A 12805-nucleotide genomic window follows, 5' to 3' on the forward strand; every position below is an offset into this window, starting at 1 on the left:
GCGTGCCTGAGATGTAACGTCACATTTCCGCGCCGTGATGACCAGACCCGATCTCGCGACGGTTCCATACCGCCGGATGACCTCCGTTTGGGCTTCCGGGTCCGCCCGGTGCCGGGCCCCCGTACGGGCGCGTCGGTCCGATGCGCGCGTCGGCGCATGGCGGGGCACTCGGGGGGAAGCCCGGTGCTATGGGGGATTACCGTGCGCTGGTGCTCACCGGCCACTTTCCACCCGAGGTGGGCGGCGTCCAGACGTTCACCTGGGAACTGGTGCGCCGGTTGCCCGCCGACCGGCTGCTGGTGGTGGCGCCCGCGTGGCCGGGGGCGGCGGAGTTCGACGCCGGGCTGGACTTCCCGGTGGTGAGGCGGCACGGATACCTGCTGTTCAAAGGGCTGCGGAGGCTGGTCGCGCGGCACCGCGCCAAGGTCGGCTGGATCACCGCCGCCGCGCCGTTCGGCCTGTACGCGCCGCTGATCCGGGCGGCGGGGGTGGAGCGCCTGATCTGCTCGACCCACGGGCAGGAGCTGGGCTGGAGCCGGGTGGCGCCCACCCGGGCGGCGCTCGGCGTGGCCGCCCGCCAGTTCGACGTCCTCACCTATCTCAGCGCGTCCACGCGGCAGGTCCTCGAACGGGTGGTCGGCGACCGGACGCACCTGGTGCAGCTCGCGGGCGGCGTGGACACCGACCGGTTCCGTCCCGGCCTGGACGGCGGCACGATCCGCGACCGGCATGGACTGGGCGATGGTCCAGTGGTGCTCAGCATCGCGCGCCTCGTCCACAGGAAGGGGCACGACGTCCTGATACGGGCCTGGCCCGAGGTCGTCCGGCGCTTCCCGGACGCGCGGCTGGTCATCGTCGGCGACGGCCCCATGCGGCCCCGCCTCAGCTCCCTGGCGGACGAGCTGTCCCCCGGCAAGGTCACGCTCACCGGGGAGGTGCCGTCCGAAGACCTGCCCGCCTACCACGCCGCCGCCGACGTCTTCGTCATGCCGTGCCGGGACGACCGCCGCGGGCTCCAGACCGAGGGGCTCGGGCTGTCCACGCTGGAGGCGTCGGCGTGCGGGCTTCCGGTCGTGGTGGGACGCTCCGGAGGCAGCCCTGAGTCGGTCGTGCAGGGGAAGACCGGCGTCCTGCTGGACGTGGAGCGCCCCGGCGTCCTCGTGGACGCGCTGAACGACCTGCTGTCCCATCCGGACCGGGCACGGGCGATGGGCCGGTCCGGTAGCGCGTGGGTTCGCGAGCACTGGAGCTGGCAGCGGGCGGCCGATCGGCTGGACGCCCTCCTGAGCGGCGACCCGGTGGGGAAGACGTCCGGATGGGCCTCAAGGAGCAGCTGAACCGCCGGGACTTCCGCCGGCTCATGATCGGCCAGACGATCTCCGTGCTGGGCGACTGGATGGGCACCCTCGCCCTGATGTACCTCGTGCTGGAGCTGAGCGGCTCCACGACCGCGGTGGGCGGGGTGCTGGTGCTGCGGCTGCTGCCCTCGGCGCTGGGCGCGCCGCTGGCCGCGCGGGTCGTGACGCGGTGGCGGCGGCGGGACGTGATGCTGACCTCCGACCTGATCCGCGTCGGGATGGCGGTGCTGCTGCCCCTCCTGCCCTGGCTGGGCTGGGTGTACTTCTGGGCGTTCGCCATCGAGGTGGTCAGCCTGTGCTTCCTGCCCGCCCGGGACGCCGCCATCCCGTTCCTCATCGAGGACGGCGAGAAGGAGCACGAGACCGGCACGCTGGAGGTCGCCAACGGGATCACCATGGCGACGTCCTACGGAATGATCCCGGTGGCGGCGGGGGCGCTGGGGCTCGTCCTGTGGTTCTCCGACACCGTGGGCTGGGGCGGCCACTGGCGCTACGTGATCGTGTTCTGGGTCAACGCCCTCACCTATCTGGTCTCCTACTTCGTGGTGAGGTCGATCCCGGACCTCGGCCCCGGTCCCGAAGAGCCCGAAGGTCCCGAAGAGCCCGAAGGTCCCGGAGAGCGGAGGCCGACCGCGGAGAAGGAGCCGTCCGGCGGTTTCGTCGCGGCGCTGCGGCTGCCCGTGGTCCGCGCCGTCCTCCCGGGGATGGCCCTGGTCGCGCTCGGACTGGGCGCGCTGTTCTCGCTCGGCGTGGAGTTCGTCCGCAACGTCCTGGACGCGGGACCGATCGGGTTCGGCCTGCTGGTGATGCTGTTCGGCATCGGCGCGCTGATCGGCCTGATCGTGCTGCGCAGGCGCAAGGGGAAGAACCTCCTCGCCCAGGTCCGGCTGGGGACGGCCACCCAGGGCGTGGTGATCGCCGTGATGGGCGGGCTCGGCTCGACGGCCTGGGCCTACCTGGGGGCCGTGCTGTTCGGCGCGTCGGCCGCCGCGGCGCTGATCGGCGGGATCACCTACCTCCAGGAAAGCCTGGAGGGCGACCGGCGCAACCTGGCGCTGACCGCCTTCCACGCCGTCCTGCGGTTCGGCCTGGCCCTCGCCGCGCTGGTCTCCGGGCTCGTGGCCGACCTGCTGAACCGCTCGCACGTCATCCTGTTCGGCCTGGAACCGTCGCAGGTCGTCCTGGTGGGGTCCGGTGCCGTCGTCCTCGCGGGCACCCTGCTGATCCGGCGCCCTCCCGCCGGTGCCATCGCTGGTCATCCGCAGTGAACCGGATGACAACCGGGTGGCCGGGCTGCGAGGCTTTGTCGCACCCTGCTCGCCTTTGCGGTGATCGGGATGACGGGGCCGGCGCGCTCTCGGGGAGCGGTGCGGCATATGGGACATGAGGAGGCGACGGGTTGTGACCGTCTCGATGGTGAAGGGCCAGCGGATCTCGCTGGACAAGGCGGGCGGGGCGTTGCGCATGGTCCGGATGGGCCTGGGCTGGGACGCGGTGCGCAAGAAGGGCTTCTTCGGCTCCCGGCAGCGGGAGATCGACCTGGACGCCTCCTGCGTGCTCTTCGCCGACGGCCGCATCGCCGACGTGGTCTTCTTCGGCAAGCTGGTCAGCGACGACGGCTCGGTCCGGCACACCGGGGACAACCTGACCGGCGCGGGGGACGGCGACGACGAGTCGGTGATCGTGGACCTGGCGCGGCTGCCGGTGCACGTCAGCTCGCTGGTGTTCACCGTCAGCTCGTTCAACGGGCAGACCTTCGACGAGGTGGAGAACGCGTTCTGCCGGCTGGTCAACGAGGTGGACGGCGGCGAGCTGGCCCGGTACACGCTGACCGGCGGCGGCGCCCACACCGCGATGGTGATGGCCCGGCTGTACCGGCACGGCCAGGAATGGAAGATGAACGCGATCGGCGAGCCGTGCCACGGCCGCACCTTCGAGGACATGCTGCCGACCATCGCCGGCCTGGCCTGACCGGCGATGCTCGAACTCGCGCGGGGCGCCAACACCCCGCTGCCCGCACGGCGGGTGACCGCCACCGTGTCCTGTGCCGTTCCCGTGGACGTCAGCGCCCTGCTGGTGGGCGGTGACCTGCGGGTGCGTTCCGACGCCGACCTGGTGTTCTACAACGCCCCCGAGGCGCCGGGCGTGCGCTGGAGCGACGGCGGCGCCCGCCAGCGCATCGACCTCGACCTGGACGCCGTCCCGGCGGACGTGCAGGCGGTGCTGATCGCGGTCAGCCTGGCCGGGGGCGGTGTCTCGTTCGGGGCGGTGCCGCCGCCGCAGGTGCAGCTCACCACCGCGAACGGCGACCCGATGGCGCTGTTCACCGTCGCGGGCCTGGGCCCGGAGAAGGCGATCATCGGGCTGGAGGTCTACCGCAGGGCCGACCGGTGGAAGGTGCGCGCGGTCGGGCAGGGTTACGCCGGCGGGCTGGCCGAGCTGGTCGAGACGCACGGCGTGGAGGTCGACGACCCGGGTGACGCCGAGGCCGGCATGGGCGCGCCGCCGCCCGGCCCGACCGTCGGCGCGCCACCGGGGCCGCGGGTCCCGCCGCAGACGCCACCCCCGCACTCGGCGCCCCCGTACCCGACACCTCCGGACCCGGCGCCTCCCCAGCAGCAGGCGCCGTCCTCCTCGGAGGTCGGGTACCTCGAACGGTGCTGGCTGGTCTGGGAGGACGCGAGCCGGTCGATGGCCGCGTTCCGCTCGTCCACCGAGCACGCGCTCACCATCCGCGACGACGAGATCGCGGGACGGGCGCCGCGCGGGCGCTTCGACGAGCTGATGGCGGCGGCGAACCAGCGGCTGCGGGCCGACGCCGCGCAGCTCCGCGACGAGCTGGCGCGGGTGGAGCCGCACGTCGCCCCCGAGGCGTCGCCGTTCGACGCGCCGTCCTGGCTGACCTGGCGCCCCCGCGCCGACCTGGCCGAAGGGATCCTGCTGGGACGGCTGTCCACCGCGGAGCTGCCCGAGCTGCGGGTTCCGCTCGTCCTGCCGGTGCCGTGGCGGCGCGGTGTGTGGATCTCGCGCGGCACGGTGCCGGGCGACTCCGCCGCCTACGCCTGGTCGCTGGTCACCCGGTTCCTGGCCGCCGTGCCGCCCGGACTGGCCGGGCTTGAGGTGATCGACGCGGCCGGGCTGTCGGGCGCGGGCTGGCTGAACACCCTGGACCCGGTCATCGGCGGCATGCTGCTGGGCGGCGGGGTGGCGACCGGGCCGGCGGCGGCCGAGCGGCTCCGGCGGCTGCTCGACCTGGTGGACCTGCGCCGCATCGGCGGCCCCGAGGGCGACGCGCCGTCCGGTCCGGGCGCCGGCCCGCCGGTGCGGCTCGTGGTGATCATGGACGCGGGGGCCGCGCTGGACGGCGACGACGCGCACCACCTGCTGCGCCTGGCGGAGGACGGGCCGCTGGTCGGCGTCCCGGTGATGCTGGTGGAGACCGACACACCGGCCGCCGAGTCCGTGCGCGCCCTCCGGATCCGGCAGTCGTGCAACAACCTGCCGTCCAGCCAGGGCACCGTCGGCGACTCGTGGGTGGGCATCGACTGGACGCTCACCCCCGAGGTGCTGCCGGACGGCGGCGACGGCACGCGTCCCCCGGCGCTGCTCACCCACGTCCTCGACGCCCACGCCCGCACCATCGCCTCCTACGACTAGCCCGCCTCCGACGGCGAGGTGACGCCTCCCGGACGCTGGGTAGGGGCGGCCCATGAGGAACTTGGTGAACGGAGTCATCGCCGGGGCCGTCGGGACGACCGCGCTCAACATCGCGTCCTACCTGGACATGGCCGTGCGGGGCCGGTCGGGGAGCAGCACGCCGGAGCAGAGCGTGGAGCGGCTGGCCGGCGCGACCGGCGTCGACCTCGGGACGGGCGAACGGGCCGAGAACCGCAAGACGGGTCTGGGCGCCCTGCTCGGCTACGGCGTCGGCCTGGCCGCGGGCGCCGGGTACGGGCTGCTGGCCGGAGGCAGGCGCGTCCCCTGGCCGGCCGGCGCGCTCGCGTTCACCGTCCTGGCGATGGTGGGCTCCAACGCGCCGATGACGTTGCTGGGCGTCACCGATCCCCGCCGGTGGAGCGCCGCGGACTGGGTCAGCGACGTCGTTCCCCACCTCGCTTACGGCATGGCCGCCGCGAGCGTCTACGGGCGCATCTGACGGGGCCGGGCCATGTGGCGGGACGTGTACCTCCTCCAGATTCCCGTGCTCGACAAGATTTTGCGCACGATCGTGGTGTACACGCTGATCGTGCTGCTGTTCCGGCTTACCGGCAAGCGGGGGCTCTCACAGCTGAACACCTTCGACTTCGTCGTCATCTTCCTGCTGTCGAACGTCGTCCAGAACGCGGTCATCGGCCCCGATGACAGCCTCACCGGCGGGCTGATCGGCGCGGTGACCCTGGTGGCGGTCAGCAGCCTGCTGGACGCCGTGATCGCGCGCAGCCCCACCGCGGCGCGGGTGCTGGAGGGCGCGCCGACCACGGTGATCGCGGACGGCAGGCCGCTCCGGCGGCAGATCCGCCGGCTCTCCCTGCGCCGGGAGGATCTCGACCAGGCGGTGCGGGTGCAGAACGGCGAGTCGGTCGACCAGGTGGCCATCGGGGTCCTGGAGCCGAGCGGCCACCTGTCCGTGCGGCTCAAGCCCGAGTACCAGAACGCGACCAAGCACGACATCCAGGTGGTGCTGGCCCGGCTCACCAGCATCGAGGAGCGGCTGGCCCGCGACGGCCGCTAGCGGTCCACGAGCGTGGTCTCCAGCCGGCCGAGCCCGCCGACCTCGCAGACGACCTGGTCGCCCGCCTTCAGCCACACCTTCTCCTCCATGCCGAGGACGACGCCCTCCGGCGTGCCGGTGTAGATGAGGTCGCCCGGCTCCAGCGTCATGACCCGGGAGAGGTCGGCGACGAGCTCGGCGACCGAGAACACCATGTCGCGGGTGCTGGACTTCTGCCGCAGCTCCCCGTTGACCCAGGTCCGCAGGTCCAGGTCCTGCGGGTCGGGCACCTCGTCGGCGGTCACCAGATAGGGGCCGAGCGGGGCGAAGCCGTCCAGGGCCTTCCCGTACGTCCACTGGCTCGACCGCATCTGGAGCTCGCGCGCCGACAGGTCGTTGCCCGTCGCGTACCCGAAGACGTGGTCGAGCGCCCGCGCCGCGGTGACGTTCCGGACGGGGCCGCCCATCACGGCCACCAGCTCGACCTCGTAGTCGACCTGCGACGTCGCCTCGGGGATGGCGACCTTCGCGCCGTGGCCCGCCAGGCCGTTGCGGTACTTGGGGAAGTAGACGGGGTGCTCGGGCACGGGGATGCCGGACTCCTCGGCGTGCCGCCGGTAGTTGAGCCCCACGCAGATGATCTTGGGTGGCTCGGGGACGCACGGCGCCGGCTCCAGCCCGTCCAGAGGCAGCGTCGGCGCCCCGGCCGCGAGTCTCGCGCGCACCCGTTCAAGGGCGTCCCTCCCACCGGCGACCAGCTCGCGAGCCGACCCGGGGACGCCGTCCCCGCCCGCTTCGGTCAGGTCGGCCACCACCCCGCTCTCCGTCTCGACCCCGAGGTGGACGCCGTCCCCGGCGAAGAAGGACACGAAACGCATAGGTCACCCGCCTGCCGTGTGATCGAATCAGACCTTCCCCAGTAAGGCACAACGTCCGTGACAAAGGAAAGCAAAGGCCAAGCCGCCCTCACCGTGCCGTGTCACAGTCGGAAGCGTCCATCTCGTCCATACGGCATGAGTCGAAGCAGCCGGAACTGGAAGGCGATCCCGCCCGAGCGGACCCGTCACGGGCTCGCGTTCGTCAAGGTCGGCGACGGCCCCCCGCTCGTGCTCGTGCACGGCATCGGGGGCTCGCACCACGCGTGGGGGCCGGTGATCGACCGGCTCGCCGAGTCGCACACCGTGTACGCGGTGGACCTGCCGGGCCACGGCGACTCCCAGGGACTGGACGGCGACCGGCCGTGGACGCCGCGCCGTCACGCCGAGGCCCTGGCGACCGCCCTGGACGACCTGGACATCGACAACCCGCACGTGGCCGGGAACTCCCTCGGCGGCTGGGTGGGGCTGGAACTGGCCGGCCTGAGGCCGGTCGCCTCGCTCACCCTGCTCTCCCCCGCCGGTCTGTGGAGGCGGCGCCAGCCCCTGTACTGCGCCGTGAGCCTGTTCGCGACCTGGTTCGGGTGCCGGTTCAACAGGCGGCCGCTCGCCGCGCTGTCCCGCCGGGCCTGGGGACGCAGGATGGTGTTCTGGCAGGTCTACGCCCATCCCGAGAACCTCACCCCCGAGCACGCGATCCGCGACCTCACCGTCATGGCGGGCAGCTCGGGCTTCCGGCCGACGATGCGGGCCTGCAAGCCCGTCCGCTACCAGGCGGCGCGGGAACTGATCGAGCCGGTGACGCTCGCCTTCGGGGAGTCGGACCGCATCCTGCTGCCCCGGCAGTCCCGCCACACCGACCAGCTTCCACCGCACACCCGGCATCTCGACCTGCCCGATGCCGGTCACGTCCCGATGAGCGACAATCCCGGCCAGGTCTGCCGTGTCATCCTCGCGACCACGGGGAAGGCGGTGTCCTGATGGACGGCGACCGGGCGGGCGAGCTGTCGGCGGACTACGCCGCGGCCCGCCCCCGCCTGGTCCGGGTGGCGTACGCGATCCTCGGCTCGATGTCCGAGGCCGAGGACGTGGTCTCGGACTGCTGGTTCAAGCTCGTCCGGGCTGACCGGCGGAGCCGCGTCCAGGACGTCGAGGGCTGGTCGCTCGTGGTCGTCGCGCGGGAGGCCATGGACGTGCTGAGGTCGGCGCGGGTGCGCCGCGAGACCTACCCGGGCCCGTGGCTCCCCGAGCCCGTCCTCAGCCCCATGGAGGACCCGGCCGACCGGGTCACGCTGGACGAGTCCGTCAGCTTCGCGCTGCTCGTCGTGCTGGAGTCGCTCACCCCGGCCGAACGCACCGCCTGGGTGCTGCACGACCTGTTCGGCATGACCTTCGAGGACGTCGCCGCGACCGTCGGCCGCTCCCCGGCGGCGGTACGCCAGCTCGCCGCCCGCGCCCGCAGGCACGTCAGCCAAGGCGCGCCGCGCATCGACGTGGACCGCGACCAGCACCGCCAGGTCGTGGAACGGTTCCTGGCCGCGGCGGCGGGCGGCGACCTGCGGGCGCTCGTCGCGATGCTCGACCCCGCCGCCGTCCTCACCAGCGACGGAGGCGGAAAGGCCAACGCCGCCCGCCGCCCGGTGCGCGGAGCCGAGCAGGTCGCCCGGTTCATGCTCGGCGTCATGGACCGGATGGAGCCCGGCCACGTCCTGACCCCGATGGCCGTCAACGGGGCGCTCGGCGTGGCCGTCTACGACCACGGCAGGATCGACACCGTGGTGTCCTTCACCGTGTCCGGCGGCCTCCTGCATCGGATCGACTTCATCCGCACCCCCGACAAACTGCGCTGACGCGTCACCGGAGGGGTCGTGCACAGCGACGGGGGGATCGGGTAAAAGGTTGACCATGGATGACCTTGCGCCGCTGCGCCAGGAGATCGCCGTCGCGTGCCGGGTGCTGGCCGCGCGCGGGCTCGCCGACGGCTTTCTCGGCCACATCAGCCTGCGTGTGGACGAGCGGCGGCTGCTGATCCGCTGCAGGGGACCCGAGGAACGCGGCCTGGCCTGGACGACCGAACGCGACATCCGCCTGGTCACGCTGGACGGCGAGCCCGGCGCGGCGGGCGAGCTGGACGGCTGGGACCCGCCGAACGAGCTGCCACTGCACACCGAGGTGCTGCGGGCATGTCCCGGTGCCCGTGCCGTCGTCCACGCGCATCCGCAGGCCGTGGTCGCCGCCGACCTGGCGGGGGCGCGGATCCGCCCGATCGTCGGCGCCTTCGACATCCCGGGCGCGAAGCTGGCGGCGGGCGGGGTCCCGGTCTACCCGCGCGGCGTCCTCGTCCGCGACCGGCGGCCGGCCGCGGAGATGGTGGGCGCGATGGGCGACCGTCCGGTCGTGGTGCTGCGCGGGCACGGGCTGACCAGCCATGGCGGTGACGTCCCCGAGGCCGTGCTGCGGGCCGTGTCCGTCGACCGGATCGCCCGGCTGTCGCTTCAGGTGCTGTCGGCGGGCGGGGAACTGCGCGACCTTCCCGACGAGGACCTGGCGGAGCTGCCGGACCTCGGCCCCGCGTTCAACCGGGGCGTGGCCTGGCGCCATGAGCTGGCCAGGTTGTGTGAGCCCGACCGCGACCATTCCGAACGCGGTGTGACGGCGGTCGGCGCCGTAGAGGCCGGCCTTTCCGGTCCGTCCGCGTAGCGGGTCGCCCGCGTACCCTCAAAACGGTGTGAACGGCATAAAACGGATGCCGTTGACCGTCACGCTCGCCTGGGAGGGAGACACGTGCGCGCGCTGGTGATCGAGCATGATCCGATGTGCCCGGCGGGGACGGTGGGGGACCGGCTGGTCCAACGCGGCTTCGACCTGACCCGGCTGACGGTCGTCCCCGCCGAGCGCCGCGACCGGCCGGACGTCGAGTGCGCCTTCCCCGGCGCCGCGGGATGGGACCTGATCGTCACGCTGGGCGCGCCCTGGTCGGTGGACGACGAGGAGGCCATCGGCTCGTGGATCGGCGGCGAGCTGGCGCTGCTGCGCGAGGCGCATCGGGCCGGGACGCCGGTGCTGGGCGTGTGCTTCGGCGGGCAGGCCCTGGCCACCGCGCTGGGCGGCGGCGTCGAACGCGCCCCCCGCATCGAGCTGGGCTGGAGCGAGATCGAGACCGAGGAGCCGTCGCTGGTCGCGCCCGGCCCGTGGTTCGAGTACCACACCGACCGCTGGGCGGTGCCGCCCGGCGCCGTCGAGGTCGCTTGGAACGACATCGGCTCGCAGGCGTTCACGATCGGGCGGAGCCTGGGCGTCCAGTTCCATCCGGAGGTCACCCTGCCGATCGTGGAGACGTGGCTGGAGTACGGGGCGAAGCAGGGCGTCGTGGCGGACGGGCTGCTCGACCGCACCAAGGGCATGCTCGCCGCGGCCGAACGCCGCGCCCACGCCCTCGTCGACGGCTTCCTCGATCACGCGCGTCGCTGAGCCGACCGTCGGAGTCCCGAGCGGGCAGAATGCAGGCATGACTCGGAGTGTGAAGCTCGGTGACGGTCTCGCTTTGCCGCTGATCGGGTTCGGGACGTGGCGGTTGCGGTCCAAGACGGCGTACGAGTCGGTCCGCGCGGCGCTCGACATCGGTTACCGGCATGTGGACACCGCGACGCTGTACAAGAACGAGTCCGAAGTGGGGAGGGCCGTCAAGGACAGTGGTGTGGACCGGGAGCAGGTCTTCATCACCACCAAGCTGCGCCCGAGCGACGCGCGGCACGCCCGCCGCGCCCTGGAGTCGAGCCTCCGGCAGCTCGGCACCGGCTACGTGGACCTGTGGCTCGTGCACTGGCCGCCCGGCCGGGACGAACTCGTCCAAGCGTGGGAGGAGCTGCTGTCGGCACAGGACGAGGGGCTCGCCCGCAACGTCGGGGTCAGCAACCACAGCCCGGCCCAGATCGACCTGCTGACCGAGGCCACCGGACGGCGGCCGGCGGTCAACCAGATCCCGTGGAGCCCCGCGCAGCACGATCCCGCCCTGCTGGAGGAGCACCGCCGCCGGGGCGTGGTGGTCGAGGGCTACAGCGGCCTGAAGAACACCGACCTGCGCCATCCCGTCCTCACCGAGATCGCTCAGCGGCACGGCGTCACCACCGCCCAGGTCGTCCTGCGCTGGCACCTGGAGCACGACATCGTGATCCTGCCCCGGTCCTCGCGCCGCGAGCGCATCGCCGCCAACTTCGACCTGGAGGGCTTCGACCTCACCCCCGAGGACGTCGCGGCGATCGACGCCTTCGGCCGTACCGGCTGAGCGAGAACAGGACCGCCGCCGGAAGACCGGGCGGCGAGTACCCTTGGCCGGTGTTCTCGCCCCAAGGCCCGTCCCTGCGTGAACTGGCGATCCAAGCGCTGTCCTCGGTCGAGCGCGGCTACGATCTGCTGGCTCCCAAGTTCGACCACACGCCCTTCCGCACTCCAAGCGCCCTCCTGGACGCGACCGCCGGCGCGCTGCGCCCGTTCGGGCCGTTCCGTACAGGACTGGACGTGTGCTGCGGCACCGGCGCGGGCTTGCGGGTCCTCCGGGGCCTGTGCCCGGAACGGATGACCGGCGTCGACTTCAGCGCCGGCATGCTCGCGCGGGCGCGCACGGCACACCCGGACGCCGACCTGGTACGCGCCGACGTCCGGGCCGGCCTGCCCTTCTCCGCCGACTTCGACCTCGCGGTGAGCTTCGGAGCCCTCGGGCACTTCCTGCCCGGCGAACGTCCCGCGCTGTTCGCCAACGTGCACCGCGCGCTGCGGCCCGGCGGGCTGTTCGCCTTCCCGATCGGGGGGCCGCCGCCCTTCACCTCGGTCTGGTACTGGGCGCTGCTCGGGTTCGACGCGGCCATGCGGGTCCGCAACGCGGTGTGGCGTCCGCCGTTCGTCATGTACTACCGCACCGCCCCGCTGCGCGCGGTCCGCGACGACCTGAAGGCGGCCGGGTTCAGCGTGTCCACGGTCCCCTTGAAGGACTTGGGACAGCGCCGGGACGGCGCTCCGCGCTACCGCCTCATCCTCGCGCGCAAGGCCGCTACCGGCCGAAAGCCGGAAGCAGGTCGGACATCCGCGCGGCGTCGGTGACGAACCCGAACCGTCCCTCGCGCATCTCGCGTGCGCCATCGAGGAACGCGCGCAGGGCCAGCCTGGACAGCGCGCCGCCGATGCTCACCCGCCGCACGCCGATCTCGGCCAACTGCTCCAGCGTGATCGAGGGGTCGGCGAATCCCATGACCACGTTGACGGGCCTGCCCACGGAGGTGACCACCGCGCGCATCTGCTCCAGGGTGCGCAGGCCGGGCGCGTACAGCACGTCGGCGCCGGCGTCCTCGAACGCTTGCAGGCGGCGGATGGTGTCGTCCAGATCGTCGATCCCGTACAGCAGGTTCTCGGCCCGCGCGGTCAGCACGAACGGGACGGGCAGCGCGCGGGCGGCCTCCACGGCGGCCCGCACCCGCTCCACGGCCAGGCCGAGGTCGTAGATCGGCGTGCGCCGGTCCCCGGTCGCGTCCTCGATGGACGCGCCGACGGCGCCGTGCGCGCAGGCTTCGGCGATCATCGTCGCGGCCTCGGCGGGCTCGTCGGCGAAGCCGTTCTCCAGGTCGGCGTTCACCGGAAGCGGGGTGGCCTCGTCGATGGCGCGGCAGTTGTCCAGGATCTCCCGGCGGCCGGCGCGGTGGCGGCCGTGCAGGTTGGCCACGCCGAGGCTGGTGGTGGCAAGCGCCTCGTAGCCGAGGTGCGCGAGCAGGCGCGCCGTCCCGGCGTCCCACGGATTCGGAAGCAGCAGTGGCTCCGGGCGCCGGTGCAGCGCCTGGAAGCGGGCCGCCTTGGTGGCGTGATCGGTCATC

The 12805-nt window shown here is 73.0% G+C and carries 14 protein-coding genes; 12 read left to right on the plus strand and 2 right to left on the minus strand.

Annotated elements, in window-relative coordinates; translation table 11 throughout:
* The first annotated feature begins 188 nt into the window (after positions 1-188).
* The 6 genes from ACGWYJ_RS18615 (at position 189) to ACGWYJ_RS18640 (ending at position 6090) form a co-directional block, all read left to right on the plus strand.
* Positions 189-1337, plus strand: a complete 1149-nt coding sequence (locus ACGWYJ_RS18615; protein ID WP_395107302.1) for a glycosyltransferase family 4 protein — start codon at positions 189-191, stop codon at positions 1335-1337.
* Positions 1316-2626, plus strand: a complete 1311-nt coding sequence (locus ACGWYJ_RS18620) for an MFS transporter (RefSeq protein WP_395107303.1) — start codon at positions 1316-1318, stop codon at positions 2624-2626. The genes ACGWYJ_RS18615 and ACGWYJ_RS18620 overlap by 22 nt, the downstream gene beginning before the upstream one ends.
* A 133-nt stretch (positions 2627-2759) precedes the next feature.
* Positions 2760-3329, plus strand: a complete 570-nt coding sequence (locus ACGWYJ_RS18625) for a TerD family protein (RefSeq protein WP_285701323.1) — start codon at positions 2760-2762, stop codon at positions 3327-3329.
* Positions 3330-3335: 6 nt separating this feature from the next.
* Positions 3336-5015 carry a TerD family protein gene (locus ACGWYJ_RS18630; RefSeq protein ID WP_395107305.1) on the plus strand — a complete coding sequence of 560 codons (1680 nt, stop codon included), beginning with the start codon at positions 3336-3338 and terminating at the stop codon, positions 5013-5015.
* A 52-nt stretch (positions 5016-5067) separates the two neighbouring features.
* Complete coding sequence (locus ACGWYJ_RS18635) at positions 5068-5514, plus strand: hypothetical protein (protein ID WP_395107306.1); 447 nt, start codon at positions 5068-5070, stop codon at positions 5512-5514.
* A 12-nt stretch (positions 5515-5526) separates the two neighbouring features.
* Positions 5527-6090, plus strand: coding sequence for a DUF421 domain-containing protein (locus tag ACGWYJ_RS18640; protein ID WP_395107307.1), 564 nt, complete (start codon positions 5527-5529; stop codon positions 6088-6090).
* Here the strand turns inward: ACGWYJ_RS18640 and ACGWYJ_RS18645 are convergent.
* Positions 6087-6947, minus strand: coding sequence for a fumarylacetoacetate hydrolase family protein (locus ACGWYJ_RS18645; protein WP_395107308.1), 861 nt, complete (start codon positions 6945-6947; stop codon positions 6087-6089). The two genes, ACGWYJ_RS18640 and ACGWYJ_RS18645, sit on opposite strands and share 4 nt — an antisense overlap.
* Before the next feature lie 135 nt (positions 6948-7082).
* Between ACGWYJ_RS18645 and ACGWYJ_RS18650 the strand changes: the two genes are divergently transcribed.
* The 6 genes from ACGWYJ_RS18650 to ACGWYJ_RS18675 all read left to right on the plus strand — a co-directional run bounded on the left by ACGWYJ_RS18650 (position 7083) and on the right by ACGWYJ_RS18675 (position 12041).
* Positions 7083-7925, plus strand: a complete 843-nt coding sequence (locus tag ACGWYJ_RS18650; protein ID WP_395107309.1) for an alpha/beta fold hydrolase — start codon at positions 7083-7085, stop codon at positions 7923-7925.
* On the plus strand, positions 7925-8794 hold the full coding sequence (sigJ, locus tag ACGWYJ_RS18655) for an RNA polymerase sigma factor SigJ (protein ID WP_395107310.1): 870 nt from the start codon (positions 7925-7927) through the stop codon (positions 8792-8794). The genes ACGWYJ_RS18650 and sigJ overlap by 1 nt, the downstream gene beginning before the upstream one ends.
* A gap of 55 nt (positions 8795-8849) precedes the next feature.
* On the plus strand, positions 8850-9644 hold the full coding sequence (locus ACGWYJ_RS18660; RefSeq protein WP_395107311.1) for a class II aldolase/adducin family protein: 795 nt from the start codon (positions 8850-8852) through the stop codon (positions 9642-9644).
* A gap of 84 nt (positions 9645-9728) precedes the next feature.
* Entirely contained in the window at positions 9729-10415 is a 687-nt protein-coding gene (locus ACGWYJ_RS18665; protein WP_395107312.1) for a type 1 glutamine amidotransferase, read from the plus strand.
* A gap of 37 nt (positions 10416-10452) precedes the next feature.
* Positions 10453-11229: an aldo/keto reductase gene (locus ACGWYJ_RS18670; protein ID WP_395107314.1), complete on the plus strand. Its 777-nt coding sequence runs from the start codon at positions 10453-10455 to the stop codon at positions 11227-11229.
* Between the two features lie 50 nt (positions 11230-11279).
* Positions 11280-12041, plus strand: coding sequence for a class I SAM-dependent DNA methyltransferase (locus ACGWYJ_RS18675; RefSeq protein ID WP_395107315.1), 762 nt, complete (start codon positions 11280-11282; stop codon positions 12039-12041).
* Here ACGWYJ_RS18675 and ACGWYJ_RS18680 read toward each other — a convergent pair.
* Positions 11992-12804, minus strand: coding sequence for an isocitrate lyase/phosphoenolpyruvate mutase family protein (locus tag ACGWYJ_RS18680; RefSeq protein ID WP_395107317.1), 813 nt, complete (start codon positions 12802-12804; stop codon positions 11992-11994). The genes ACGWYJ_RS18675 and ACGWYJ_RS18680 overlap by 50 nt on opposite strands.
* Between the last annotated feature and the right edge of the window lies 1 nt (position 12805).

Origin of the sequence: Actinomadura sp. SCN-SB, from assembly GCF_043906805.1 — a bacterium.
Taxonomy (GTDB): Bacteria; Actinomycetota; Actinomycetes; order Streptosporangiales; family Streptosporangiaceae; genus Spirillospora.

Bases quoted from the DNA above. Each gene is read 5' to 3' on its own strand.
- ACGWYJ_RS18615 (WP_395107302.1), top strand. From the start codon at position 189: ATGGGGGATTACCGTGCGCTGGTGCTCACCGGCCACTTTCCACCCGAG.
- ACGWYJ_RS18620 (WP_395107303.1), top strand. From the start codon at position 1,316: ATGGGCCTCAAGGAGCAGCTGAACCGCCGGGACTTCCGCCGGCTCATG.
- ACGWYJ_RS18630 (WP_395107305.1), top strand. From the start codon at position 3,336: ATGCTCGAACTCGCGCGGGGCGCCAACACCCCGCTGCCCGCACGGCGG.
- ACGWYJ_RS18635 (WP_395107306.1), top strand. From the start codon at position 5,068: ATGAGGAACTTGGTGAACGGAGTCATCGCCGGGGCCGTCGGGACGACC.
- ACGWYJ_RS18640 (WP_395107307.1), top strand. From the start codon at position 5,527: ATGTGGCGGGACGTGTACCTCCTCCAGATTCCCGTGCTCGACAAGATT.
- ACGWYJ_RS18645 (WP_395107308.1), bottom strand. From the start codon at position 6,947: ATGCGTTTCGTGTCCTTCTTCGCCGGGGACGGCGTCCACCTCGGGGTC.
- ACGWYJ_RS18650 (WP_395107309.1), top strand. From the start codon at position 7,083: ATGAGTCGAAGCAGCCGGAACTGGAAGGCGATCCCGCCCGAGCGGACC.
- sigJ (WP_395107310.1), top strand. From the start codon at position 7,925: ATGGACGGCGACCGGGCGGGCGAGCTGTCGGCGGACTACGCCGCGGCC.
- ACGWYJ_RS18660 (WP_395107311.1), top strand. From the start codon at position 8,850: ATGGATGACCTTGCGCCGCTGCGCCAGGAGATCGCCGTCGCGTGCCGG.
- ACGWYJ_RS18670 (WP_395107314.1), top strand. From the start codon at position 10,453: ATGACTCGGAGTGTGAAGCTCGGTGACGGTCTCGCTTTGCCGCTGATC.
- ACGWYJ_RS18680 (WP_395107317.1), bottom strand. From the start codon at position 12,804: ATGACCGATCACGCCACCAAGGCGGCCCGCTTCCAGGCGCTGCACCGG.